The following is a 24,802-nucleotide window of genomic DNA, read 5'->3' as shown; positions in this document are numbered from 1 at the left end:
CACCGCGAGAAGGTGGGTGGGGTGGGTGGGGGGGAGATGGGTGGCTTTTGGGGAAAAGGGCGCGGTTGGGGTTGGTTGTGACGTCTGATCGGTTGTGTCCCAGCGTGTTCCGGCGCGCTGTCACCTCGACCGGGAGTACGCGTGCTCGTCCTGCTGATCGTGCACCTGGTGGCGGCGCTGCTCGCCCCGCTGCTGGTCCGCCGGTGGGGTCCACGCGCCTGCCTGCTGCTCGCGCTCGCCCCGGCCGCCACCGCGGTCTGGGCGGCGGCCCACACCGGGGCGGTACGCGACGGCGGCGCGGTCGTCGAGACGTACCAGTGGATCCCGGAGCTGCAGTTCGACGTGGCGCTGCGGGTCACCACGCTGTCCTGGCTGATGCTGCTGCTGGTCGGTGGCGTCGGCGCGCTGGTGCTCGTCTACTCCGCCCGCTACTTCGAACCCGGGTCGGTCGGGCTGGCCCGGTTCGCCGCCGTCATGGTCGCCTTCGCCGGGGCGATGCTCGGCCTCGTCGTCTCCGACGACCTGCTGCTGCTCTACGTCTTCTGGGAACTGACCACCGTCTTCTCGTACCTGCTGATCGGGCACAGCACCGAGCGCCGGTCCAGCCGGTGGGCGGCCGCGCAGGCGCTCACCGTGACCACGCTGGGCGGCCTGGCGATGCTCGTCGGGTTCCTGATGCTCGGTCACCACGCGGGTGGCTACCGCTGGTCGTCGGTGGCGTCCGCGCCGCTGCCCGGCGGCGGATACCTGGCGCTGGCGGTGCTGCTCGTCCTCGCCGGCGCGCTGGCGAAGTCGGCGGTGTTCCCGTTCAACGCCTGGCTGCCGGTGGCGATGGCCGCGCCGACACCGGTCAGCGCGTACCTGCACGCGGCGGCCATGGTGAAGGCCGGCATCTTCCTCATCGGACTGCTCGGCCCGGCGCTCGCTGCGGCCGGACCGTGGCGGCCGGTCACCGTCGTCGCCGGGCTGCTCTCGCTGGTCCTGGGCGGCTGGGCGGCGCTGCGGCAGACCGACCTGAAGCTGTTGCTGGCGTACGGCACGGTCAGCCAACTCGGACTGCTCGCCGTGCTGTTCGGGGCGGGCACCCCGAAGGCGGCGCTGGCCGGCGTGGCGATGCTGGCGGCGCACGCGCTGTTCAAGGCGGCGCTGTTCCTGGTCGTCGGCATCCTCGACCACGAGGCGGGCACCCGTGACCTGCGGGACCTGTCCGGGGTGGGCCGGGCCGCGCCGCTGCTGGCGATCGTCGCCACGCTCGCCGCCGCCTCGATGGCCGGCGTGCCGCCGCTGCTGGGGTTCGTGGCCAAGGAGTCGGTGCTCGCCGCGTTCACCGGCGACCCGTTCGTGCTCGCCGTGCTGGTGGCCGGCAGCGCGCTCACCGTCGCGTACAGCATCAGGTTCGTCTGGGGCGCGTTCGGGACCCGGCCCGGCGTCGCGGACACGGAGGTGGCCCGGCCACCGGCCGTGATGCTCGTACCCCCGGCGCTGCTCGCCGTGGCCGGGCTCGCCGCCGGTCCGGCCGCCGGGTGGCTGAGCGGCCTGTTCGAGCCGTACGCGGAGTTGTTCGGACCGGTCGAGGAGCATCTGGCGCTCTGGCACGGGCCGACCGCGGCGCTCGGCCTCTCCGCCCTCGTGCTGGCCGGCGGCGCGGCGCTGCACCTGGTCCGCGGCCCGCTCGCGCCCGCGCTGGCGCGGCTGCGCTCGCCGGTGAGCGGCAACCAGGGGTACGAGTGGGTGACGCACGGCTTCGACCGGCTCGCCATCGAGGTCACCGGCGCCACCCAGCGCGGCTCGCTGCCGCAGTACCTCGGTACGGTGCTGCTCGCGCTGGTGTTCGTGCCCGGCGGGGCGATGCTCGCCACCGCGCCGTGGCGGGTCGAGCTGGCGGTGTGGGACAACCCGGCCCAGCTCGTGGTCGCCGTGGTGATCGCGGTGGCTGCGCTGCTCGCGGTCGGCGCGCGTCGCCGGCTCACCGCGATGCTGCTGGTCGGGGTCACCGGCTACGGCACCGCGATGATGTTCGTCCTCTACGGCGCGCCGGACGTGGCGCTGACCCAGTTCCTGGTGGAGACCGCCACGATCGCCGTGTTCGTGCTGGTGCTGCGCCGGCTGCCGGAACGCTTCTCGGCCCGTCCGCTGCGCCGCAGCCGCTGGGTGCGGCGCGGCATCGGGATCGCCGCCGGCGTGGTGATGGCCGGCCTGGCGCTGACCGCGGCCGGAGCGCGCCGGGCGCCGTCGATCTCCGCCGACTTCCCCCAGCTCGCCCTCGTCGAGGGGTACGGCCGCAACGTCGTGAACGTGACCCTGGTGGACATCCGGGCCTGGGACACCATGGGGGAGATCTCGGTGCTCGTGGTGACCGCGACCGGTGTGGCCAGCCTGATCTACGAGCGTTCCCGCACCGGGCCGCGTCCGCGCCGCCCGCGGCCGGTCGCGATGCGCGCCGGTGACCGGCGCACGGTGTGGCTGCGCGGCGGGCAGACGCTGCCGGAGCGGCGGCGCTCGATCGTGTTCGAGGTGGTCACCCGGCTGATCTTCCACACCGTACTGATCTTCTCGCTGTTCCTGCTCTTCTCCGGGCACAACGCCCCCGGTGGTGGTTTCGCCGGCGGCCTGGTGGCGGGCCTCGCGCTGGCCCTGCGCTATCTGGCCGGCGGCCGGTACGAGCTGGCCGAGGCGGCACCGGTCGGGGCCGGCACCGTGCTCGGCGCGGGTCTGGGCATCTCGGTCGGCAGCGGGGTGCTCGGGCTGGCGCTGACCGGCGACGTGCTGCAGAGCGTCAAGGTCGGCCTGTGGCTGCCGGTGATCGGCGACTTCTACCTGGTCACGTCGCTCTTCTTCGACATCGGCGTCTACCTGGTGGTGGTCGGGCTGGTGCTGGACATCCTGCGCAGCCTGGGCGCCGAGGTGGACCGGCACGTGGAGGCCGCCGGTGAGGCGGGGCGCGGGTTGATCGTCCAGCGGGACGGCCCGACATGACCAGGGGGGCGGCCGGTCCGACGCTGGTGCTGGTGCTGGCGGTCGGGGTGCTCGTCGCCGCCGGTGTCACGTTGCTGCTGGAACGCAGCCTGACCCGGATCCTGCTCGGCATCATCCTGCTCGGCAACGGCGTGAACCTGCTCATCCTGCTCGGCGGGCGAGCCGGCGCCGCACCGTTCGTGGGCTCCTCCCCGCAGGGTGAGATGAGCGACGCGCTGCCCCAGGCCATGGTGCTCACCGCAGTGGTGATCACGTTCGGGCTGACCGCGTTCCTGCTCGCCGTCGCGTACCGCAGCTGGTACACCAGCGGCGACGACGAGGTGCAGGACGACCTGGAGGACCGGCAGATCGTCCGGCTCGCCGAGAGTAACGAGGTGTCGACCGCGGACCACGGCGGCGAGGGCCCGGACGACGACCCGGAGCAGGTGGACCCGGAGCCGGCCCGCCGGCGGCTGCGCCGGGACGGTGAGACATGAGCGGGCTCGTGCCGCTGCCGGTGGTGGTGCCGCTGCTCGGCGCGGCGCTCACCCTCCTGCTGTCCGGGCGGCCCCGCCTGCAGCGGTCGATAAGCGTGCTCTGCCTGTCCAGCGTCCTGGTGGTGGCGGCGGTGCTGCTGGTCGAGGCGTACCGGTTCGGGCCGGTGGTGGTGCAGGTGGGCGGCTGGCCGGCGCCGGTGGGCATCGTGCTGGTGGCCGACCAGCTGGCGGCGCTGATGGTGCTGGTCTCCTCAGCGGTGACCTTGTGCGTGCTGCTCTACTCGATCGGCCAGGGCCGGGGGGAGACCGGCGAGACCGCGCCGGTGAGCATCTACCACCCCACGTACCTGGTGCTCACCGCGGGCGTGACGAACGCCTTCCTGGCCGGGGACCTGTTCAACCTCTTCGTCGGCTTCGAGATCCTGCTCGCCGCGAGCTTCGTGCTGATCACGCTGGGCGGCACCGAGGTGCGGCTGCGCACCGGATCGACGTACGTGGTGGTCAGCATCCTGTCGTCGCTGCTGTTCCTGTCCGCGGTGGGGCTGGTGTACGCCGCCACCGGCACGCTGAACATGGCGCAGCTCGCCGGCCGGCTGGACGCGCTGCCGTCGGGCGTACGCCTGACGCTGCAACTGATGCTGCTGCTCGCGTTCGGGATCAAGGCGGCGGTGTTCCCGCTGTCGGCGTGGTTGCCGGACAGCTACCCGACCGCGCCCGCGCCGGTGACCGCTGTCTTCGCCGGCCTGCTCACCAAGGTCGGCGTGTACGCGATCATCCGCACCGAGACGCTGCTGTTCCCCGGCGGCCAGGTCGCCGGCCTGCTGATGGTGGTGGCCGGCCTGACCATGGTGGTCGGCATCCTCGGTGCGGTGGCCCAGTCGGACCTGAAGCGGCTGCTGTCGTTCACGCTGGTCAGCCACATCGGTTACATGATCTTCGGGGTGGCGCTGAGCAGCGTCGCCGGCCTGTCCGGGGCGATCTTCTACGTGGTGCACCACATCACCATCCAGACCACGCTGTTCCTGGTCGCCGGCCTGGTCGAGGAGCGGGCGGGCAGCACCGACCTGCGCCGTATCGGCGGGCTGGCGCGGGTCGCCCCGATGCTCGGCGTGCTCTTCTTCGTCCCGGCGATGAACCTGGCGGGCATCCCGCCGTTCTCCGGCTTCCTCGGCAAGCTGGGTCTGCTCCAGGCCGGCGTGGCGGCGGGCGGGACGCTGCCCGCCGTGCTGGTCGGGGCCGGCACGCTGACCAGCCTGCTCACGCTCTACGCGGCCTCCCGGGTGTGGAACATCGCGTTCTGGCGGGCGCCCCGGCTGGCCTCCACCACCGTGCCGGCCCGGCTGCCCGGCCTGATGGTCGGCGCCACCACCGCCCTGGTCGCGCTCGGCGTGCTGTTCACGCTGGCGGCCGGGCCGCTGTTCCAGGTCACCTCGAACGCGGCCACCGACCTGCGCGAACGCACCCCGTACGTGCGGGCGGTCCTGCCCCGGGACGTGCCATGACCGACGACCTGCCCCCGGGCGGGGGCGCGACCGGGGAGCCGACCGGCGTACCCCGGGCCGCGCCCGAGCCCGACGTGCCGATTCAGGTGGTGGGCCGGGGTGGGCGGCGCCGCGACCAGGCGCTCGCGCTCGGCTGGCTGGTCGCCGCGTGGCTGCTGCTGTGGGGCGACGTGTCAGTGGGCAACCTCATCGCCGGGCTGGTGGTCGGCGCGGCCGTGCTGCTGTTCTTCCCGCTGCCGCCGGTCACGTTCGGCGGCCGGTTCCGCCCCCGCGCGCTGCTGGTCTTCCTGATCACCTTCATCGCGGAGCTGGTGAGCGCCAGCCTGCACGTGGCCGCCGTGGCGCTGCGCTTCGGTTACCGCCCGCGCGGCGCCATCATCGCGGTGCCGCTGCGCGTGCGTACCGACCTCAACCTGGCGCTCACCGCCGAGGTGATCTCGCTGGTGCCGGGCACGCTGATCATCGACGTCGACCGGGCCGCGGGCGTGCTCTACGTGCACGTGCTCGACGTGCGCGGCCCCGAGGACATCACCGGCAGCCGCGAGCGCGTGCTCGCCGTCGAACGGCGCATCGTCCGCGCCATCGGATCTCCCGCCGAGGTACGCCGGCTCGACCTCGAACCCGCCGAACGGAGGAACCACCCGTGACAGTCCTGCTCGCCGTCGCGCTCACCGTGCTGCTCTCGGCCACCGCGCTGCTCGCCCTGGCCCGCATCTACCGCGGCCCGTCCCTGCTCGACCGGGTCGTCGGCGCCGACCTGCTGCTGACGGCGATGCTCGCCGCGGTGGGGGCGGAGGCCGCCGTGAACCGGCATGCCACCACGCTGCCCGTGCTCGTGGTGCTCTCCCTGCTCGGCTTCATCGGTTCGGTGTCGCTGGTGCGCTTCGCGGTCCGGGGTGAATCGTGAGCGTCGCTGCCGTCGCGGACTGGGCGGGTGGAGCGCTGCTGCTGGCCGGGGCGGTGCTGGGGCTGATCGCCGGCATCGGGCTGGTCCGCTTCCCGGACGTGCTGGACCGGATGCACACGGCCACCAAGCCGCAGGTGCTGGGCGTCCTGCTGCTGCTGGCCGGGCTGGCGCTGCGTCTGCGTACCCCCTCGGACCTGGGCATGCTGGTCCTGGTGGCGATCTTCCAGCTCTCCACCGCGCCGGTGGCGGCGCAGATGATCGGCCGGGCGGCCTACCGGTCCGGCCGGGTCGACCGGAGCCTGCTGGACGTGGACGAGCTCGCCGGGCGGTGAACCGGACGTGGGGGAGGGTTCCCGGCACCCTCAGCGGACGTCCAGCCGGTACCGATAAAATGGGCCGCATGATCGACTCTCCTGCCCCGGAGGGCAGCAGTAGCCGGCCGGGTCATACCCGGCGAATTCCCTCCCCGACGACCCCGGGAGCACTGAACCTCCCGTGCTGATCCTCGTCGGTCTCCTTCTCATCATCGTGCTCACCGCCGCCACCGGTTACTTCGTGGCCCAGGAGTTCGGTTACGTCGCCGTGGACCGGGGCAAGCTCAAGCAGCTCGCCGACGGTGGCGATCGTGCCGCGGCCCGGGCCCTGGAGGTCACCGCGCGGCTCTCGTTCATGCTGTCCGGCGCCCAACTGGGCATCACCGTGACCGCCCTGCTCGTCGGTTACGTCGCCGAGCCGTTCCTCGGCGCCGGGCTGGCCGACCTGCTCGGCCTCACCGGCATCTCCAGCGCGGTGGCGTTGCCGCTGTCGGTGGCGCTGGCCCTGGTCATCGCCACAGTGGTGCAGATGGTCCTGGGTGAGCTGGCCCCGAAGAACCTGGCCATCGCCCGCGCCGAGCCGCTGGCCCGGGCGCTGTCCCGGTCCACCCTGATGTACCTGAAGATCGCCGGCCCGCTGATCACGCTCTTCGACCGGGCCGCGGTACGGCTGCTCCGCCGCATCGGCATCGAGCCGATCGAGGAGCTGCCCAGCGGCGCCACCCCGCAGGACCTGGAGCAGATCATCGCCGAGTCCCGGGAGGAGGGGCACCTCGACGCCGAGATGTCCGACCTGCTGGACCGGGGCCTGGACTTCCGGGAGCTGACCGCCGGCGAGGCGATGGTGCCCCGCGTCGACGTGCACACCGTGCGGGCCGACGAGCCGGTCAGCCGCATCGTCGAGCTGCTGGACACCGGCCACTCCCGGTTCCCGGTGCGCGGCGCCGAGGGCGTCGACGACCTGATCGGCGTGGTCGGCATCGCCGACGTGCTCGGGGTGCCCCCGGCGCAGCGCGCGACCACCCGGGTCGACGCGGTGGCCGTACCCCCGTTGCTGGTGCCCGAGACGCTGCCGCTGCCGACGGTGCTCGACCGGCTGCGGTCCGGGCACCGGCAGCTCGCCTGCGTGGTCGACGAGTACGGCGGCTTCGCCGGCGTGATCACGCTGGAGGACCTGGCCGAGGAGCTGGTCGGGCCGATCCGCGACGAGGACGACCCGCCGGACCGGGCCGCGGCGCGGCAGGAGGACGGCTCCTGGGTCGTCCCGGCGCGCTGGCGCATCGACGAGGTCGCCGACAGCACCGGCATCGAGCTGCCCGAGGCGCCCGAGTACGACACGCTCTCCGGTCTGGTGATGCGGGAGCTGGGCCGGGTGCCCGAGGTCGGTGACCGGCTGGAGATCGCGGTCGCCGCCGACGGCGACGAGCCGGCCTCCGGCCCGCGGGTGCTGGTCGAGGTGCTCGCCGTGGACCGGCACGTGGCCGACTCGGTACGGCTGCGGTCCACCGCCGACGTGTCCGGGGAGGGAGCGGCATGACCCCCGGGTTCGCGTTGTTCTTCTCCGTGGTGCTGCTCGCGCTCAACGGATTCTTCGTGGCCGCCGAGTTCGCGCTCGTCGCGGCCAAGCGGTACCGGCTGGAGCAGTCGGCCGCCGGTGGCGGCCGGGCCGCCCGCGCGGCGCTCGACGGCGTCCGCGAGCTGAGCCTCATGCTGGCCGGCGCGCAGCTCGGCATCACGCTGTGCACGCTGGGTCTGGGCGCGCTGGCCGAACCGGCCATCGAACGGCTCATCAGCCCGCTGCTGCACGCGGTCGGCCTGCCCACCGCGGCCAGCCACGTGGTCGCGCTGGTGTTCGCGCTGTCCCTGGTGACGTTCCTGCACCTGGTGGTCGGCGAGATGGCCCCGAAGTCGTGGGCGATCACCGACGCCGAGCGTTCGGCGACGCTGCTGGCGCTGCCGTTCCGGGCCTTCGCCCGGATCGTCCGGCCGGTGCTCTCCGTGCTCAACGGGCTCGCCAACGCGATGCTGCGGCTGTTCGGCGTGCAGCAGCAGGACCAGCTCGCCCAGGTGCACGGCCCGGACGAGCTGCGCATCCTGCTGGAGCAGTCCCGGGAGCACGGGCTGCTCGGCGCCGAGCAGCACCAGCTGCTCAGCAGCATGCTGGAGCTTCAGGGCACCACTGTGGCGCAGGTGATGGAGCCGTTCGACCGGATCGTCACGGTGGGCCGCGGCGAGACCGCCGAGCGGATCGAGCACGTCTCCCGCGACAGCGGCCGGTCCCGGCTCGCCGTGGTCGACGCCGGTGGCGAGGTGTGCGGCCTGGTGCACGTACGCGAGGCGGTGCGTGCCGTCACCACCGGCCGCCCGGCGACCGCGGACGAGCTGATGACCAACGCCTTCACGCTGCCGGCCGAGGCGTCGGTGACCGAGGCGGTGGCCGCCATGCGGGCGCAGCAGGCGCAGCTCGCGCTGGTGAGCAACGGTGGCGGGCCGACCCGGCCCATCGGGTTCGTCGCGCTGGAGGACCTCTTGGAGGAGGTCATCGGCGAGTTCGACGACGAGACCGACCCGGTGCCGCGAGGCCGCCGGATGCGCTGACCGTCATGATCCGTACCGGCCCGGCGAGGTGGGAGACCACCTCGCCGGGCCGGCGTCCGTTCCGCCGGGCATGGCCCGGCGGGCAGCGGGAATGCCCCGGCATGCGGTTGACCGGGGTGTCGCGGGACTCCGCCTGGACGGGGCTCTCGGTGAGCACCACGCTGCCCAATCCGAGCACCCGGCCGGGCCTGCGCCTGCCGGGCCGGGTGACGCTCAGCGCCGGCGGATCGGACGTACCGGTCCGGCACATCCGGCTCGGCCTGGTCACCCAGGTCGAACCGGAGGACCCGGAGGCGCCGCGCCGCCTGGTGCAGTTCCAGACGTGGACGATCGCGGGCCGGTTCGTGGTGCCGGCCGGACGACGGCGCGCCGTCGAGTTCGCCGTGCCGCTGCCGTGGGAGTCACCGGTGACCACGTACGGCGGGGTGCCGCTGCTGAGCCTGCGTACCGGGCTGCGCACCGAGGTGTCGGTGGATCCGGAGGTCGACCAGGGCGCGATGGTGCCGGTGCTGATCCACCCGCTGCCCTCCCAGGAGCACGTGCTCGCCGCGCTGGACACGCTCGGCTTCGCGATCCGGCAGGCCGGGCTGCGCGAGGGACGCCTGCCGGGGGTGGAGCAGACGCTGCCGTTCCAGCAGTGGTACGGCTTCTGGGCCGCCCCGCTCTACGCCGGCCCGATGACCGAACTCGAAATGATCATGCTGACCGACTCGGCCGGCATGGAGGTGCTGCTCTGGCTGGACCGGCGGCTCTCCCTGGCCGGGATCACCCACCAGAGCATCAGCCGGTTCCGGATCTGGCACGCCGGTGCCGACCAGCGGGACTGGGTGGCGACTGTGGACGGCTGGCTGCGGCACGCCATCGACCGGCACGCGGCAGCGGCGGCGCACGCCGACTGGTCGGCCACGATCCGCGAGTCGGCGCACGTCAGCCGCCCGCCCGACCGGCCGGTCGCGCCCGGCTACGGGCTCGGCGGCACGGCCGGCGGCGCGGGCATCGGCGGCGGTGGCGGTGGGGGCGACGGCACGTGATCTTGTTAAGAAGGGGCCCTTCCTATGCCGGAGGCGTTAAGAAGGGGCCCTTCCTTACACCTCAGCCGGCGGCGAGCTTGAGGCTGAAGCCGAGGAACAGCATCGCCACCGCCGTGGTCCCGGTCGCGGCCAGCCGACGGCGCTGCCGGAACTGGGCCGCCAGGAACGTGCCGGTGAAGATCAGCGCGGTCAGGTAGAGCGCGCTGGCGACCTGCGCGATCAGCCCGAGCAGCAGGAACGACAGCGCCGGCCAGGCGTACCCGGGGTCGACGAACTGGATGAAGAACGAGACGAAGAACAGGATCGCCTTCGGGTTGAGCAGGCTGATCACCAGCGCCCGCCGGAACGGCTCCTGCGGCCCGGCCGGCTCGACCTCGTCGATCAGGCGCGGCGTGGCCGGGTCGTTGCGGTCGCGCCAGCGCCGCCACGCGCCGCGCAGCATGGCCAGCCCCAACCACCCGAGGTACGCCGCGCCGGCGTACTTGATCACCAGGTAGAGCGGCGGGTACGCCTGGAGCAGCGAGGCCACCCCGGCGGCGGAGAGGAACATCAGCACCGCGTCGCCGACGAACACCCCGGCGGCGGCCCGGTAACCGGTGGCCACGCCCCGGCGGGCGGCGGTGGCCAGCACGAAGAGCGAGTTCGGTCCGGGCAGCAGCACGATCGCCACGGTGCCCAGCACGTACGTCCAGATGTCGGTGATCCCCAGCACGCCGGACATCATGACGCCACGGGGGCCGCCGCGCGAAGACGTTCCCGCAGGCTGGCCTGTGCGCTCGGCCACTCCTGCGCGAGCATGGAGTACTGCACGGTGTCCCGCCAGGAGCCGTCGGCGCGCTGCTTGTGCTGCCGCAGCACGCCCTCCCGGCTCGCGCCGAGCCGTTCGATGGCTCGCTGGGAGCGCTCGTTGCGGATGTCGGTGTGCCAGACCACGCGCACCGCGTCCAGCTCGTCGAAGGCGCGGCCCAGCAGCAGCAGCTTCGCCTCGGTGTTGACGCCGGTACGCCACCAGGGGCGGCCCAGCCAGGTGTAGCCGATCGCCAGCGACCGGCGTACCGGGTCGATCTCGTAGTACGAGGTGGTGCCGATGACCGCGCCGGTGGTGGCGCAGCGCTGCGCCCAGCACACCTGCTCGCCGCGCTCCTGCGCGTCCAGGTAGCCGCCGATCACCCGGCGCATCTCGTCGGCGTCGGCCGGCCGCGTACCGCCCAGGTGCTGCCACACCTGCGGGTCGTCGGTGGCGGCGTGCAGCTCGTCGGCGTGGGCGAGGTCGAGCGGCTCCAGCACCACGTGCTCGCCGCGCAGCACCGCCGGCTCGTGCCACGGCGAGCGGGCCGCCCGCAGGTACGCCGGCACCGGCGCGCTCACTCCGGGGGCGGGCTCGGGGCGGCCCGGCGTGAGCCGCAGCGGCACCACACCGGCCCAGTACGGCAGCGCCTCGTCGGCCGGGTCGTCGTTGACTCCGCCGGTGCGCACCCGTACCGACACTTCCCGCAGCGGCAGCGCCAGCACCGCCGTCTCGGCCAGCTCGCGCCGGTTCGGCGGGCGGCTCTCGGCGGAGCGCCCGGTGGCCACCTTCTCGATCAGCGCGGTCATCACCGCCGCCTTCTCGTCCGCGTCCTCGACCAGCCGGGCGGTGCCGTGCGCCACCACGGACCGGTAGTTGGCGCTGTGGTGGAACTGCGACCGGGCGTAGACCAGCCCGTCGAGGTGGGTGACGGCGACGCAGACCGGCAGCCCGGCCTCGCCCCGGGCGGCCAGCAGTGGCCGGCTGCCGGTGGAGCCGTGCAGGTAGAGCGTGTCGCCGACGCGCACGTGCAGGGTCGGCAGGACGCGCGGCTCGCCGTCGACGGTGAACGACAGCGCGCAGTGGTACGCCTCGTCGAGCAGCGCGTGCGCGGTGGCCGCGTCGTAGCGCATCCGGTCGCGGACGCGGCTGGCCGTGGTGCGGGGGGTCGGAGGGTACATGTGACATCCCACCTTTGTTCTAGTACAATTCCAAAACTGTGGCAGCACATTATCAGGTCACCGGCTCGACCTCCGCCGCGATTTCGGCCAGCGTCGAATCGGGCATCCGCAGCGGTGACCTCGCGCCGGGCGACGCGCTGCCCGCCGTCCGGGCGCTCGCCGCCGACCTCGGCGTCAGCCCGGCCACCGTCGCGAAGGCGTACCAGGAACTGCGGCAACGTGGCCTGGTCGCGACCGCCGGCCGGCACGGCACCCGGGTCCGCCCCCGCCCACCGGTGGCCGCCCGCCGCGCCGCGCTGCTGCCCCCGCCGCTGCCCGGCGGCCGCGACGTCTCCGCCGGCCAGCCCGACCCCCGGCTGCTGCCCCCGCTCGGGCCGCACCTCGCCGCGCTCGCCGCCGACATCGGACCCCCCGGCGGGTACGCCACCGACGCCGTGCTGCCCGACCTGGCCGCCCTGGCGACGGACCGGCTCGCCGCGGACGGGGTCCCGGCCGGCGAGCTCACAGTCACCGGCGGCGCGCTCGACGGCATCGAACGGCTGCTCGCCGCGCACCTGCGCCCCGGCGACGCGGTGGCGGTGGAGGACCCGGGCTGGGCCAACCTGCTCGACCTGATCGCCGCGCTCGGGCTGCGTACCGTCGGGGTGCCGGTGGACGACGACGGCCCCACAGTCGGCGGCGTCCGCGCGGCGCTGGCCGCCGGGGTCCGGGCGCTCGTCGTGACCAGCCGGGCGCAGAACCCGACCGGCGCGGCCGTCTCCACCGACCGGGCCGACGCGCTGCGGACACTGCTGGACGGCCGCGCCGACCTGCTGCTGATCGAGGACGACCACGCCGCCGAGCTGGCCCGCGTACCCCTGCATCCGCTCGCCGGGGCGACCCCGGCGTGGGCGTTCGTCCGGTCGGTGAGCAAGCCCTACGGGCCCGACCTGCGGCTCGCGGTGCTGGCCGGCGACGAGGCCACAGTGGCCCGGGTGGCCGGCCGGGCGCGGGTCGGCGCCGGCTGGGTGTCCACGGTGCTGCAACGGCTGGTCGTGTCGCTCTGGCGCGACCCGGCCACCGCCGGGCTGGTACGGCGCGCGGCGGACAGCTACGACCGGCGGCGCGACGGGCTGGTGGCCGCGCTTGCCGCGCGCGGGGTGGCCGCGCACGGGCGTACCGGGATCAACGTCTGGGTGCCGGTGCCCGACGAGACGGTGACGGTCACGACGCTGCGCGACGCCGGATGGGCCGTGGCGCCCGGCCGGCTCTACCGGATCGCGGCCGGCCCCGCCGTGCGCGTCTCGGTGAGCGCGCTGGACGAGGCCGACATCCCCGCGCTCGCCGACGCGCTCACCGCCGGAAGGAAGGGCCCCTTCTTAACGCATTCGGTATAGGAGGGGCCCCTTCTTAACACCTCCGGGCGAGCGCGGCGGGCCACTCGCGTGCGCGCCGCCGGACGGGGTAGAACGATCGGCATGGCCGAGACCGAGAGCGCACCCGGAGCGCAGGAGTTCATCCCGCCGTCGGCGGACACCATCGACGAACTGCGCGCCGCGGCGGGCGACTGCCGGGGCTGCGAGCTGTACCGGGACGCCACCCAGACCGTCTTCGGCCGCGGCGACGAGCACGCGCGCGTGGTCTTCGTCGGCGAACAGCCGGGTGACATCGAGGACCAGAAGGGCCTGCCGTTCGTCGGCCCGGCCGGGCGTCTGCTGCGCAAGGCCGTCGACGACGCGGCGCTCGACCCGGCCCAGATCTACCTCACAAACGCGGTGAAGCACTTCCGGTTCGAGCTGCGCGGCAATCGGCGCATCCACCAGACCCCGGACCGGGTGCACGTCACCGCCTGCCGGCCCTGGCTGGTCGCCGAGTTCGCCCGGCTGCGCCCGGAGATCGTGGTGGTGCTCGGCGCCACCGCCGCCAAGGCGCTGCTCGGCCCGAGCTTCCGGGTGACGAAGCAACGCGGCGAGCTGCTGCCCTGGCCCGCCGCCGCCCAGCGCCCGGAGGACTTCGAACGGGTGCCGGTGGACCGGACGGGCGCGGTCGCCGACGCCCCGGCGGCCCGGCTGCTCGCCACCATCCACCCGTCGGCGGTGCTGCGCGCCGACAACCAGGACGTCGCATACGAGGGCCTGGTCGCCGACCTGAAGGTGGCCGCCAAGGCGCTGCGCTGAGTCAGGCGCGCTGCTGCCAGGTGCACAGGCACACCCGGTTGCCGTCCGGGTCGGCCAGCACCCAGAAGCTCGGCGCCTCCGCGTCGCTGACCAGCGTCCCGCCGGCCGCCAGCGCGGCGGCGATGCGCGCGTCCACCTCGGCCGGGTCGACCCACACGTCCGGATGCCACCGCTGCCGGGGCTCGTCCCGGCCGGAGCGCTGGAACCAGACCGTGGGCAGCACGCCGTCCGGGTCGCGTACCTCGTCGGCGCCCGGGCCGGGCGGCGCGCCAGGCGCCAGCACCGCCCGCCAGAACGGCAGCACCGCCGCGTGCTCCGGGGTGTCGAGCGCGAGCTCCAGCCGGGCCAGCCCGGCGGCCGACAGGGTCAGCCCGGAGTCCGCGGCCAGCCCCGAGACGAACCGGGCCAGCCGCAGGTCACGCTGCGTCACCCCGCCCACGTCGTGCGACCACAGCCGCACGTCCACGTGGGTGTAGCGCAGGTCCAGATCGGGATGATGATCGACCCGCTCGGCCTCCGCGCCCACCGCGGCCACCAACGCCAGCCCGGCCGCGAAATCGGGGGTACGGATGCGCGTCTGCAATGCCCCCAGCAGGTACGTCCACCCGTCCAGCCCGGCCTCGGCCACCTGCTTCCCCGTGAGTGTGCCCATCCGGCCATCCTGGCCTGCGCTTCGCCCGGTCGCCACCCTCCATAGAGGATTGCCCAACGGTGCGTGTGGGTACGGCTCCGGCATGGCGGAACCCCGGCCTCGCGTGGAGCTTCTCCGGTTCGGCGCTCCCGGCCCCTACGTGACCTCCATGGCGTTCTCCGGAGCCGTGTGGCTGGCCATCCGGCTCTGGGAGCGGGACGGGTCCGTGCAGGTCGCGGTGGTCCGCGCCGGGCTGGGCGCGGTGATTTACGGGTTCATGTTCTTCGGGGTGAACTGGCTTCAGAAACCACGCGGCGCCGAGGCGGAGCGGGCCGCCGCCTGGGCGATCGCCGAGACCGCGCTGCGGCGGGGCGAACCGCCCGCCGACGAGGAGGGGCGTGCGGCGGTGGCGGACAACCTCGCCGCGATACGCCGGGGCGCGCTGTTCGGGGCGGCCGGTGGCGTCGTGTTGCTCGGCCCGCTGATCGTGCTCGCGGTCCGCATCGGGTGGGAAGCGACCGCTGCCGGGTTCGGGCTCGCCCTGGTCGTGGTGCTGGCGGTGGCCGTACGCACCGGCTGGCGGGAGCGCCGGCTGCGAGCGGCGCTCGCCCCTGTCCGGGGCGGGTGAGCGGTGCCAGACTTGCCGGCATGGAGCAGCATCTCTACGAACCCGTCCACGACGAGTTCCGTGACCTGTGCCGCCGGTTCCTGACCCGGGAGGCGGTGCCGCACCACGAGCGCTGGGAGGCCGACGGGATCGTCGACCGGGAGGTGTGGCGGGCCGCCGGCGCGGCCGGGCTGCTCGGCCCCGACGTCGACCCCGAGTACGGCGGCGGCGGGCAGCGCGACTTCCGGTTCAACGCGGTGCTCGACGAGGAGATCGTCGCGTCCGGGTGCTCGGGCCTCGGGTTCGGGCTGCACAACGACGTGGTCGCGCCGTACCTGACCGAGCTGACCACCGACGACCAGCGCAAGCGCTGGCTGCCGGGCTTCTGCTCCGGCGACCTGGTCACCGCGATCGCGATGAGCGAGCCGGGCGCGGGCAGCGACCTGGCCGGCATCCGCACCGGCGCGGTCCGTGACGGCGACAGCCTGGTCCTCAACGGGCAGAAGACTTTCATCACAAACGGTGAGATGGCCGACCTGGTGGTCGTGGTGGTCAAGACCGCGCCGGACCAGGGCGCCCACGGGGTGAGCCTGGTCGTGGTGGAGAGCGGCACGCCGGGTTTCAGCCGGGGCCGCCGGCTGGCCAAGGTCGGCCTGAAGGCCAACGACACCGCCGAGCTGTTCTTCGACGACTGCCGGGTGCCGGCGGAGAACCTGATCGGCACCGAGAACCACGGCTTCTACCACCTGATGGCCAACCTGCCCCGGGAGCGGCTGAGCATCGCCGTCGCCGCGGTGGCGGCCTGCGAGAAGCTGCTCGCGCTCACCATCGAGTACGCCCGCTCCCGGGAGGCGTTCGGGCGGCCGATCGGCCGGTTCCAGCACAACCGGTTCCTGCTGGCCGAGCTGGACACCGAGGTCACCATCGCGCGCACGTTCGTCAACCACTGCGTCGCCGAGTTCAACGCGGGCCGCCTGTCGGTGACCGACGCGGCGAAGGCCAAGTGGTGGACCACCGAGCTGCAGACCAAGGTGGCCGACCGGTGCGTGCAGCTGCACGGCGGCTACGGCTTCATGGCGGAGTACCCGGTGGCGAAGGCGTGGCTGGACAGCCGCGTGCAGACCATCTACGGCGGCACCACCGAGATCATGAAGGAGATCATCGGCCGGGGCCTCGGCCTGTAGCGAAACCGGGTGCCGGCCGGGCGGGCCGGTGCGGGAGGATGGGGCACCCGTCCCACCAGGAGCGCGCATGTCCACCGACCTGACCGCGCCGGCCCCGCCCCGGCCCGACGTCGCCGGCATCCAGCGGCGTACCGTCCGGCTGCTGTTCCTCACCCAGATCATCGGCGGCATCGGCGTCACCATCGGCATCTCGGTGGGCGCGCTGCTCGCCGCCCGGGTCGCCGGCACCGCCCTGGCCGGGCTCGCGCAGAGCGCCGGGGTGGTCGGCGCCGCGCTGCTCGCCATCCCGGTCACCCGGCTCATGGCCGCGCGTGGCCGGCGACCGGGCCTGGTTCTCGCGTACGCGGTCGGCGCGGTCGGCGGCGTGCTGGTGGTGGTCGCCACCGTGACGCGCCTGGTGCCGTTGCTCTTCGTCGGCATGCTGCTGTTCGGTGGCGGCACGGCGGCCAACCTCCAGGCCCGCTACACGGCGGTGGACCTGGCCGAGCCGCAGCGCCGGGGGCGGCAGCTCTCGCTGGTCGTGTGGGCCACCACCATCGGTGCGGTGGCCGCGCCGAACTTCGCCGCGCTCGCCGACGACACCACCCGGGGCTGGGGCCTGCCGGCGCTGTCCGGCCCGTTCGCGTTCAGCGCCGTCGCGTTCACGCTGACCGCCGTCGTACTCCTGGTCCTGCTGCGGCCGGACCCGCTGCTCACCGCGCGCCGGCTGGCGGCGGCCGAGCCGGCGCCGGGCGCCGCGCCGGCGGTCACCCGCCGCGGTGGCATGGTCGCCGCGTGGCGCACGGTACGCGGGCGGCCGGCCGCCCGCCTCGGCATCGCCGCTGTCGCGGTGGGGCACCTGGTGATGGTCGCTGTCATGTCGATGACCCCGGTGCACCTCGGCGAGTGGCACTCCGACGAGGACGTGCTGCCGGTGGTCGGCCTGGTGCTGAGCCTGCACATCGCCGGCATGTACGCGCTGTCGCCGGTGGTGGGGTGGCTCACCGACCGGGTGGGCCGGCGGCCGGTGATCCTCGGCGGGGTGGCGCTGCTGCTGGCCGCGTGCGCGGTCTCCGGCACCGCCGGGCACCACACGGCGCCGCTGTCGGTGGGGCTGACGCTGCTCGGGCTGGGCTGGTCGGGCACGATGGTGGCGGGCTCGACGCTGCTGTCGGAGTCGGTGCCGACCGCCGACCGGCCCGGTGTGCAGGGGCTGTCCGACCTGCTCATGGGGCTGGCCGGGGCTGGCGCGGCGGCGGCGAGCGGGTTCGTGATGCGGGCCGTGGGGTACCCGACGCTCACCCTGCTGGCGGCGATCGCCGTGGTGCCGCTGGTGGCGCTGGCGCTGCGCCGTCCCGGCCCGGCGCCACTCGACGAGGAGGACTGAACACGTGCGGCTGACCGACTTCTGGACGCGGCTGGAGGAGGCGTTCGGGCCCGGCTACGCGGCCAGCATCGCCCGGGACCAGGTGCTGTCCCAGCTCGGTGGGCGGACCATCGAGCAGGCGCTCGCGGCCGGTGAGCAAACGCACGTGGTGTGGCGCGCCGTGGTCGCCGCGTACCCCGACCGGGTGCCCGCCCGACTACGCTGAGCAGCCTTTTCATCGATCCCGCGTGTCGCTTGCCCAGTCGTACACCTGTTCGGCTATTGTCCACAGCGGGGTGCTCGTCCACAGCTCACGGCCCGTCGGCTGGTTTTCTGTCGGACCCAGCGCCTAGCGTGTCCCGCGTGACGCGAAGCTCAGGAAAGACGCCGGCGAAGGCAGGGGTGGCAACGATGGCAGCAGGGCCTGACCGGGAGAAGGCGCTCGACCTTGCTCTCGCTCAGATCGACAAGCAGTTCGGCAAGGGTTCGGTGATGCGGCTGGGGGAGCGGCCCGTCGTGCAGACGGCTGTCATCCCGACCGGCTCCATCGCGCTCGACGTGGCGCTCGGCGTGGGCGGTCTGCCGCGCGGCCGGGTGGTCGAGATCTACGGTCCGGAGTCCAGCGGTAAGACCACCGTCGCGCTGCACGCGGTCGCGAACGCCCAGCGGGCCGGCGGCATCGCCGCGTTCATCGACGCGGAGCACGCGCTCGACCCGGAGTACGCGCGGGCCCTCGGCGTCGACACCGACGCCCTGCTGGTCTCCCAGCCGGACACCGGCGAGCAGGCGCTGGAGATCGCCGACATGCTGGTCCGCTCCGGCGCGATCGACATCATCGTGATCGACTCGGTGGCGGCCCTGGTGCCGCGCGCCGAGATCGAGGGCGAGATGGGCGACAGTCACGTCGGCCTCCAGGCCCGGCTGATGAGCCAGGCGCTGCGGAAGATCACCGGCGTGCTCAACAACACCGGCACCACCGCGATCTTCATCAACCAGCTCCGCGAGAAGATCGGCGTGATGTTCGGCAGCCCGGAGACCACCACCGGTGGCCGGGCGCTGAAGTTCTACGCCTCGGTCCGGCTCGACGTGCGCCGCATCGAGAGCCTCAAGGACGGCACCGACGTGGTCGGTAACCGCACCCGGGTCAAGGTCGTGAAGAACAAGGTCGCCGCGCCGTTCAAGCAGGCCGAGTTCGACATCATGTACGGCAAGGGCATCTCCCGCGAGGGCTCGCTGATCGACGTCGGCGTGGAGCAGGCGATCATCCGCAAGTCCGGCGCCTGGTACACCTACGACGGTGACCAGCTCGGCCAGGGCAAGGAGAAGGCCCGCGAGTTCCTCCGCGAGAACCCGGACGTCGCGGCCGAGATCGAGAAGAAGATCCTGGAGAAGCTCGGCGTCGGCACCGGTGGTGCGGGCGACGCCGCCGGTGGCCCGGAACTGCCGCCGGTCGACTTCTGATCCGCTGACCCGTGGCAGGACGACGCGCCCGTACGGGCCGGGGCTGGGATGCCAGTCCTCCCCGTACGGGCGACGCCACAGGTACGCCCCGGCCCCGCCGGGGACGCCGTGATCGCGCGGCGGAGCCCGACGCAGGGGAGGCTCCGGCTCCGCCGCGCGACGAGGCCGAGCTGGCCCGGGAGATCTGCCTGCGGCAGCTCGCGGTGCGCCCGCGTACCCGGGCCGAGCTGGCCGGCGCGCTGGCCCGGCGCGGCATCTCCGAGGAGGTCGCCGAGCAGGTCCTCGACCGGTACGACGAGGTGGGCATCGTCGACGACGCCGCCTTCGCCCGTGCCTGGGTGAGCAGCCGGCACAACGGTCGTGGGCTGGCCCGCCGGGCGCTCGCCAACGAGCTGCGCCAGCGCGGCGTCGACGGCGAGGTGGCCGGCGCGGCACTGGACGACCTGGACGAGGAGACCGAGGCGGAGACCGCCCGTGTCCTGGTGGACCGCAAGCTGCGCAGCACCCGGGGTGAGCCGGACGCGGTGTTCCGGCGTCTGGTCGGCATGCTGGCGCGCAAGGGCTATCCGGCCGGGGTGGCGATCCGGGCGGTGAAGGACGCGCTGGCCGCGCAGAGTGCCGAGGCGGCCGAGTTCGCCGAGCACATCGACGCCGACGCGATGGCCGACGCCGAGCACGATCTCGACTCCCGCCGGCTCGACTGACCGACCGCCGGCCGGCCGTCGACCGACCGACCGGCCGTCGACTGACTGACCGACCGGCGGCCGGTGTCGCGGCCGCCGCCCCGAGGGGAGGCGCACACCGTGCTGAAGGCATGTCTCAACGGCACCCGGCGGCGGGACGAGCACCCCGCCGTACCGCTCACCCCGGCCGAACTGGCCGCCGACGCGGTGCGCTGCGCTGCCGCCGGGGTGGCGGCGGTGCACGTGCACCCGCGCGACGACACCGGCGCCGAGTCGCTCCACCCGGCGGTGATCGCCGCTGCGGTCACCGCCATCCGGGCTTCCCGTCCCGGCCTGCCGGTGGGCGTGAGCACCGGCGCCTGGATCGTCCCGGACCCGGCCGAGCGGGTCGCCGCCGTCCGCGCCTGGACGGTGCTGCCCGACTTCGCCTCGGTCAACGCCCACGAACCCGGAGCGGCCCAGGTCGCCGCCGCCCTGCACGAGCGCGGCGTGATGGTCGAGGCCGGCCTGTGGACGCCGGCGGCTGTCGACGCCTGGCGCCGCTGGTCCGCGCCCACCGGGCGGATCCTGGTCGAGTGCATGGACGAACAGGTCGAGACGGCGCTCGCCGACGCGGCGGCGATCCTCGCCGCGCTGCCCGACCAGCGCCCGCCGGTGCTGCTGCACGGCGAGGGGCCCGCCACCTGGCCGGTCTACGCCGAGGCGGTCCGCCGGGGTCTGCACACCCGGATCGGCCTGGAGGACACGCTGCTGCTGCCCGACGGCACCCAGGCCCCCGACAACGCCACCCTGGTAACCACAGCCCGCACCCTCGCCCCCCACTGCCCCCCCCACCCCGACCGCCCCTGCCCCGTTGATCATGAAGTTGACGGCACTTGCCGTCCGTTTTGTCCAGGCCAACTTCATGATCGCGCCCGTCAACCTCATGATCGTGCGGGGGAGTGGTGGGCGGCGTCGATGGGGGAGGTGGCCTGAGCAGGTCGGGAGCGGCGAGTGGTGGTGCCGGACGGCGAGGTTTGTCCGGGCCTGTCCGGCATCTGATCACCAATGAGTGACGCTGTAACTTCTCTCCGTCCGGGTGGTTTGATCATGACTTCTTGACCGAACGGCCCCTCGCGACCTAGCCTCGCCATACAGGCTCACTTTGCCCGACCAGCGCAGGCTAAGCGCACAACATAGATCTCGTAACAGAACAGCATCACTTTGGCCAGCTACACCGGCCCTTGACGGAAGCTCCGGAACCTTTCGGAGCCTCCGACAACTGCAACCGGCCGCCAGCGGTGCCCCTCGCGGGTCACCGCCGACGGAAAGCTGCCCAGAACCAGCCGCTCCGGTCGGGCGTACAGAGCCGCAGGCGCGTGTCCTTCGCGCGTGTCCTGCGGCGCCGACGTTCAGGGGGAGGCGGCCATGGCGGGGCGGCACAGGTTCACCGGCGGTCTGCCACACGGCCCCGACCCCGCATCGGCGGGCGACAGCCCGGCCACCGGGTATCGACGAGCCGGCAACGCCGGCCGGGCCGGCGGAGCGGTTCGATGAGCGCCTTCGACATCGTTCTCCTCGTGGTGGTGCTGCTGCTCGTCGTGGTGGTGGTCGGCGCCGTGCTGTTCGGCGTGCGTACCCTCAAGCGGCTCAGCCTGGCGCCCGCGCCGGAGGATCCGGCCTTCATCGCGGAGAAGGACCGGCAGGAGCAGTCCCTCGCGGCGCTGCGGACCGCCGCCAGCGAGGCCAACAGCACCATCGACGTGGCGAAGTCCGCGGCCGCGGCGGCGCGGGCCGAGGCGGCCGCCGCGAAGGCGGAGGCGAAGGCGGCCCGGGCCGAGGCGCGGCGGGTGCTCGACGACGCCCGCGCCGAGGCGGACACCGTGCTGGAGCGCGCGCACAAGCAGGCCGAGGCGGACGCCGAGCAGCTGCGCGCCACCGCGCGGCGCAGCGGCGAGCGTGAGGTGGCGGTGCTGGCCGCCACCACCCGGGAGCAGGCGGCCGAGGTGGAACGCCGGGCCGCCCGGATGGACGAGCGGGAACGGCTGCACACCGAGGAGGTGGAGCGGCTGGCCGAGCGGGAACGGCAGCTCACCGCCGCCACCGCGGCGCTCGCCGCCCGGGAGGCCGCCCTGGCCGAGCGGGAGCGGACGCTGACCGAGGTGGAGGAGCAGCGCCGCCGGGAGCTGGAGCGGGTGGCCGGCCTGACCGCCGACGCGGCCCGCGCCGAGCTTGTCGAGTCGATCGAGGGGCAGGCGAAGCGGGAGGCCGCGCTGCTGGTCCGGGAGATCGAGGCGGACGCGCGGGGTAGCGCCGAGCAGCGCGCCCGCAACATCGTGGTGGACGCCATCCAGCGGGTCGCCAGCGAGCAGACCGCGGAGAGCGTGGTCAGCGTGCTGCACCTGCCCGGTGACGAGATGAAGGGGCGCATCATCGGCCGGGAGGGGCGCAACATCCGCGCCTTCGAGTCGGTCACCGGCGTCAACCTGATCATCGACGACACCCCCGAGGCGGTGCTGCTTTCCTGCTTCGACCCGGTACGCCGGGAGGTCGGCCGGGTCACGCTGGAGAAGCTGGTCCTGGACGGCCGGATCCACCCGCACCGGATCGAGGAGGTCTACGACCTGGCCCGGCAGGAGGTGGAGGAGCTGTGCCACCGGGCCGCCGAGGACGCGCTGGTCGAGGTCGGCATCACCGAGATCCACCCGGAATTGGTGACGCTGCTGGGCCGGTTGCGCTACCGCACCTCGTACGGGCAGAACGTGCTCAAGCACCTGGTGGAGACCGCGCACATCGCCGGCGTGATGGCGGCCGAGCTGCGGCTGGACGTGCCGACGATCAAGCGGTGCGCGTTCCTGCACGACATCGGCAAGGCGCTCACCCACGAGGTGGAGGGCAGCCACGCGATCATCGGCGCGGACGTGGCCCGCAAGTACGGCGAGAGCGAGGACGTGGTGCACGCCATCGAGGCACACCACAACGAGGTGCCGCCGCAGACCATCGAGGCGGTGCTGACGCAGGCGTCGGACGCCTGCTCGGGCGGGCGGCCGGGCGCGCGGCGGGAGAGCCTCGAGGCGTACGTGAAGCGGCTGGAGCGGATCGAGGAGATCGCAGCCGGCAAGCTGGGCGTGGAGAAGGTCTTCGCCATGCAGGCGGGCCGGGAGATCCGGGTGATGGTCAAGCCCGACGACGTGGACGACATCGGCGCGGCGGTGCTGGCCCGGGACGTGGCCAAGCAGATCGAGGAGGAGCTGACCTATCCGGGTCAGATCCGGGTGACCGTGGTGCGCGAGTCCCGGGTCACCGAGATCGCCCGCTGAGGTACACACGATACAGACGCCAGGGCATTGCCGCGCTTGTGTTGCAGCGTACGAATAGCATTGTTGCACTGGGTGTTCGATCTGGTAGCTCCGATAGGCCCCAATGGCTGGAGCCAGGGAAGGCGCCGTAGACCGGCGCACGGGGCGGAAGATGCAATTGCACCTTCCGCCCCGTGCCTATCTGCGTGATGCCAGCGATCGTGATGATGTCACTTGACGTTGTCAGGTGCAGGCGGGTAGGGAGACGTCAGAGCTGAATCATCCACCGGTCAATCACCCAGGCATACTCATGGCAGGTTGCGTACGAGTCCGTGCCACCCCAGGCGAGTGAGCCCGCAGCTGTGTATTCGTGTCCCGAATTCTCCTCACACCTGACGTAGACCTGGTAACTTTTGGTTCCAGTGCAGTAGCCTTTGGCGGTCCTGTCGTTGACAAGGCTCGTGTAGCAGCCCGCAGCCATGGCGGGGGAGGTCGTGACGACGGTGGCGGCGCTGGTGGCGAGAAGCGTCAATGCTGAAAGTGCTGTGAGTTGAATTCTTCTTAGCTTCATTGGAAGTCCTCACGTCAGATTCTCGTCGGCTTGAGTGGGATTAGGTGGCGAATTTGACCCAGCGCTCAATCACCCATGCATATTCGTGGCACTGTGCATAGGAGGTTGAGTTGTTGGAGACCCAATTTCCGTAAGCGGTGTACGTTGCGCCTGAATTCTCCTCGCACCGCGCCTCGATTCGATAGCTTGTCGGCGTGTTGCACCGGGCCATCGCAAATCGGTCGCTGGAAACCCAGGTCTCGCAGAAGGAAGAGGAAGTAGCGGCGCTGGCTGTTGAGGGAGACAGCGTAAATGCCGTGCCGGCTGCGACGGTTGCCACCGCTGAGATACGAATTAACGATAAGAGAAATCTTCTGACCACCATCGATTAATCGGCTCCAATGCCTCATTGCTTTTGCGGACGCTGCACCCGGGCAATGATTGAGACTTTCCCGCTGCCACCCCCGTTGTATTTACGCTAGCCGCTGCTTGCTGCTGCCGATAAATTCTCGGCTGCACTGACAGCTACTGACGCGAGCCTATGTGATGCACTTGCCAGGGTCAAGGGATTGCTAGCTGGAGCAACTCCGGAAAGTTGCTGAGGGAAGGCGTCGGCTTCGCGTCTTGGGTTCGGCCGCGGCGTTTGAGTCAGGGTCACGCGTAGTCGAGTATCTGCTGGTCACGGTGGTCTGGATGCCGTGAAGGGGGCGGTTGGCAGGCGGTCGATATGGGGCTGGTGGTCTCTATGTTGCCAGGGCCTTGGCTGTCGTTACGTGCTACCGAGCAGGGCTAGTGGGCGGGTGCCGTCGGCGGACGGATGCCGATTGGCAGCGGCGATGATGGAATCCGTTAAGGCGAAATGCGCTGATGGCCGCGTTGCGTAGGGCGGCCATGACCTGTGGTTCGGTGCCGCTAGAATCTGTGTCGGCTCCGCCAGTTTCAGGCGGAGCCGACACAGGGCCGCCGGACAGACCGAGAAGCCCACATGCCACCGGTCCCAGTCGTGGTTCACGAGGGCGGCCTGCTCATCCCAGGCTCAGCGGGGCTTTGCCTCGGCGGACCTCGTCGATGCCGAGCGCTACGACCGGCCCAGACTCGGTCGGCAACAGCGCAGCGGCGTGGGCGGTGAAGCGGC

Annotated in this window: 22 protein-coding genes and 1 pseudogene; 20 read left to right on the top strand and 3 right to left on the bottom strand. The window is 72.8% G+C overall.

From position 1 onward, the window contains the following. Positions 1–141: 141 nt before the first annotated feature. The 9 genes from KBX43_RS04205 (at position 142) to KBX43_RS04165 (ending at position 9,804) form a co-directional block, all read left to right on the top strand. Positions 142–2,976 carry a Na+/H+ antiporter subunit A gene (locus KBX43_RS04205; RefSeq protein ID WP_166455487.1) on the top strand — a complete coding sequence of 945 codons (2,835 nt, stop codon included), beginning with the start codon at positions 142–144 and terminating at the stop codon, positions 2,974–2,976. Continuing rightward, the gene (locus KBX43_RS04200; protein ID WP_043325764.1) at positions 2,973–3,452 is read left to right on the top strand and encodes a Na(+)/H(+) antiporter subunit C; all 480 of its coding nucleotides are present in this window, start codon (positions 2,973–2,975) and stop codon (positions 3,450–3,452) included. The genes KBX43_RS04205 and KBX43_RS04200 overlap by 4 nt, the downstream gene beginning before the upstream one ends. Then, entirely contained in the window at positions 3,449–4,954 is a 1,506-nt protein-coding gene (locus tag KBX43_RS04195) for a Na+/H+ antiporter subunit D (RefSeq protein ID WP_043325762.1), read from the top strand. The genes KBX43_RS04200 and KBX43_RS04195 overlap by 4 nt, the downstream gene beginning before the upstream one ends. Next, positions 4,951–5,601 (top strand): Na+/H+ antiporter subunit E, encoded by a 651-nt coding sequence (locus KBX43_RS04190; protein WP_209960431.1) that lies wholly within the window; start codon positions 4,951–4,953, stop codon positions 5,599–5,601. The genes KBX43_RS04195 and KBX43_RS04190 overlap by 4 nt, the downstream gene beginning before the upstream one ends. After that, positions 5,598–5,861 carry a monovalent cation/H+ antiporter complex subunit F gene (locus KBX43_RS04185; protein WP_043325758.1) on the top strand — a complete coding sequence of 88 codons (264 nt, stop codon included), beginning with the start codon at positions 5,598–5,600 and terminating at the stop codon, positions 5,859–5,861. Before KBX43_RS04190 ends, KBX43_RS04185 begins: the two co-directional genes overlap by 4 nt. Beyond that, a complete protein-coding gene (gene mnhG, locus KBX43_RS04180) occupies positions 5,858–6,193 on the top strand; it encodes a monovalent cation/H(+) antiporter subunit G (protein ID WP_166455486.1) in 336 nt (111 codons plus the stop codon). Before KBX43_RS04185 ends, mnhG begins: the two co-directional genes overlap by 4 nt. 163 nt (positions 6,194–6,356) lie before the next feature. Next, the gene (locus KBX43_RS04175; protein WP_210883331.1) at positions 6,357–7,712 is read left to right on the top strand and encodes a hemolysin family protein; all 1,356 of its coding nucleotides are present in this window, start codon (positions 6,357–6,359) and stop codon (positions 7,710–7,712) included. Beyond that, complete coding sequence (locus tag KBX43_RS04170) at positions 7,709–8,773, top strand: hemolysin family protein (RefSeq protein ID WP_209960432.1); 1,065 nt, start codon at positions 7,709–7,711, stop codon at positions 8,771–8,773. Before KBX43_RS04175 ends, KBX43_RS04170 begins: the two co-directional genes overlap by 4 nt. Positions 8,774–8,874: 101 nt before the next feature. Continuing rightward, positions 8,875–9,804 (top strand): sporulation protein, encoded by a 930-nt coding sequence (locus KBX43_RS04165; protein WP_043325751.1) that lies wholly within the window; start codon positions 8,875–8,877, stop codon positions 9,802–9,804. A 61-nt stretch (positions 9,805–9,865) separates the two neighbouring features. Here the strand turns inward: KBX43_RS04165 and leuE are convergent, their stop codons facing one another. Both leuE and KBX43_RS04155 read right to left on the bottom strand, forming a co-directional pair. Then, positions 9,866–10,528 carry a leucine efflux protein LeuE gene (gene leuE / locus KBX43_RS04160; RefSeq protein ID WP_043325749.1) on the bottom strand — a complete coding sequence of 221 codons (663 nt, stop codon included), beginning with the start codon at positions 10,526–10,528 and terminating at the stop codon, positions 9,866–9,868. Beyond that, positions 10,525–11,772 carry a bifunctional pyridoxamine 5'-phosphate oxidase family protein/GNAT family N-acetyltransferase gene (locus KBX43_RS04155; RefSeq protein ID WP_210883323.1) on the bottom strand — a complete coding sequence of 416 codons (1,248 nt, stop codon included), beginning with the start codon at positions 11,770–11,772 and terminating at the stop codon, positions 10,525–10,527. The genes leuE and KBX43_RS04155 overlap by 4 nt, the downstream gene beginning before the upstream one ends. Before the next feature lie 38 nt (positions 11,773–11,810). On the opposite strand from KBX43_RS04155, the gene KBX43_RS04150 reads away from it, so the two are divergent. Together KBX43_RS04150 and KBX43_RS04145 are read left to right on the top strand one after the other, a co-directional pair. Next, positions 11,811–13,148: an aminotransferase class I/II-fold pyridoxal phosphate-dependent enzyme gene (locus KBX43_RS04150; RefSeq protein WP_210883321.1), complete on the top strand. Its 1,338-nt coding sequence runs from the start codon at positions 11,811–11,813 to the stop codon at positions 13,146–13,148. A gap of 81 nt (positions 13,149–13,229) precedes the next feature. After that, positions 13,230–13,928, top strand: coding sequence for a UdgX family uracil-DNA binding protein (locus KBX43_RS04145; RefSeq protein WP_210883314.1), 699 nt, complete (start codon positions 13,230–13,232; stop codon positions 13,926–13,928). Position 13,929: 1 nt separating this feature from the next. Here the strand turns inward: KBX43_RS04145 and KBX43_RS04140 are convergent, their stop codons facing one another. Continuing rightward, a complete protein-coding gene (locus KBX43_RS04140; RefSeq protein ID WP_210883312.1) occupies positions 13,930–14,580 on the bottom strand; it encodes a 4a-hydroxytetrahydrobiopterin dehydratase in 651 nt (216 codons plus the stop codon). A 148-nt stretch (positions 14,581–14,728) separates the two neighbouring features. Between KBX43_RS04140 and KBX43_RS04135 the strand changes: the two genes are divergently transcribed. The 9 genes and pseudogenes from KBX43_RS04135 (at position 14,729) to KBX43_RS04095 (ending at position 24,059) form a co-directional block, all read left to right on the top strand. Continuing rightward, positions 14,729–15,187, top strand: coding sequence for a hypothetical protein (locus KBX43_RS04135; RefSeq protein ID WP_210883310.1), 459 nt, complete (start codon positions 14,729–14,731; stop codon positions 15,185–15,187). A gap of 20 nt (positions 15,188–15,207) precedes the next feature. Next, a complete protein-coding gene (locus KBX43_RS04130; protein ID WP_043325741.1) occupies positions 15,208–16,350 on the top strand; it encodes an acyl-CoA dehydrogenase family protein in 1,143 nt (380 codons plus the stop codon). Positions 16,351–16,417: 67 nt separating this feature from the next. After that, positions 16,418–17,730: pseudogene (locus tag KBX43_RS04125) on the top strand (MFS transporter). Continuing rightward, the gene (locus tag KBX43_RS04120) at positions 17,721–17,921 is read left to right on the top strand and encodes a DUF3046 domain-containing protein (protein WP_030504158.1); all 201 of its coding nucleotides are present in this window, start codon (positions 17,721–17,723) and stop codon (positions 17,919–17,921) included. The pseudogene KBX43_RS04125 and the gene KBX43_RS04120 overlap by 10 nt, the downstream one beginning before the upstream one ends. 185 nt (positions 17,922–18,106) lie before the next feature. After that, a complete protein-coding gene (gene recA / locus KBX43_RS04115; protein WP_013284729.1) occupies positions 18,107–19,156 on the top strand; it encodes a recombinase RecA in 1,050 nt (349 codons plus the stop codon). 11 nt (positions 19,157–19,167) lie between these two features. After that, entirely contained in the window at positions 19,168–19,860 is a 693-nt protein-coding gene (locus KBX43_RS04110; protein ID WP_210883308.1) for a regulatory protein RecX, read from the top strand. Positions 19,861–19,959: 99 nt separating this feature from the next. Further along, entirely contained in the window at positions 19,960–20,814 is an 855-nt protein-coding gene (locus KBX43_RS04105; protein WP_307851466.1) for a 3-keto-5-aminohexanoate cleavage protein, read from the top strand. 557 nt (positions 20,815–21,371) lie between these two features. After that, entirely contained in the window at positions 21,372–23,138 is a 1,767-nt protein-coding gene (gene rny / locus KBX43_RS04100; protein ID WP_030504155.1) for a ribonuclease Y, read from the top strand. 744 nt (positions 23,139–23,882) lie between these two features. Next, positions 23,883–24,059 carry a hypothetical protein gene (locus KBX43_RS04095; protein ID WP_209960446.1) on the top strand — a complete coding sequence of 59 codons (177 nt, stop codon included), beginning with the start codon at positions 23,883–23,885 and terminating at the stop codon, positions 24,057–24,059. Positions 24,060–24,802 lie beyond the last annotated feature (743 nt).

Origin of the sequence: Micromonospora sp. C41 (genome assembly GCF_018070485.1) — a bacterium.
Lineage (GTDB): Bacteria > Actinomycetota > Actinomycetes > Mycobacteriales > Micromonosporaceae > Micromonospora > Micromonospora chalcea.
This window is presented reverse-complemented; position numbering and strand designations above follow the sequence as displayed.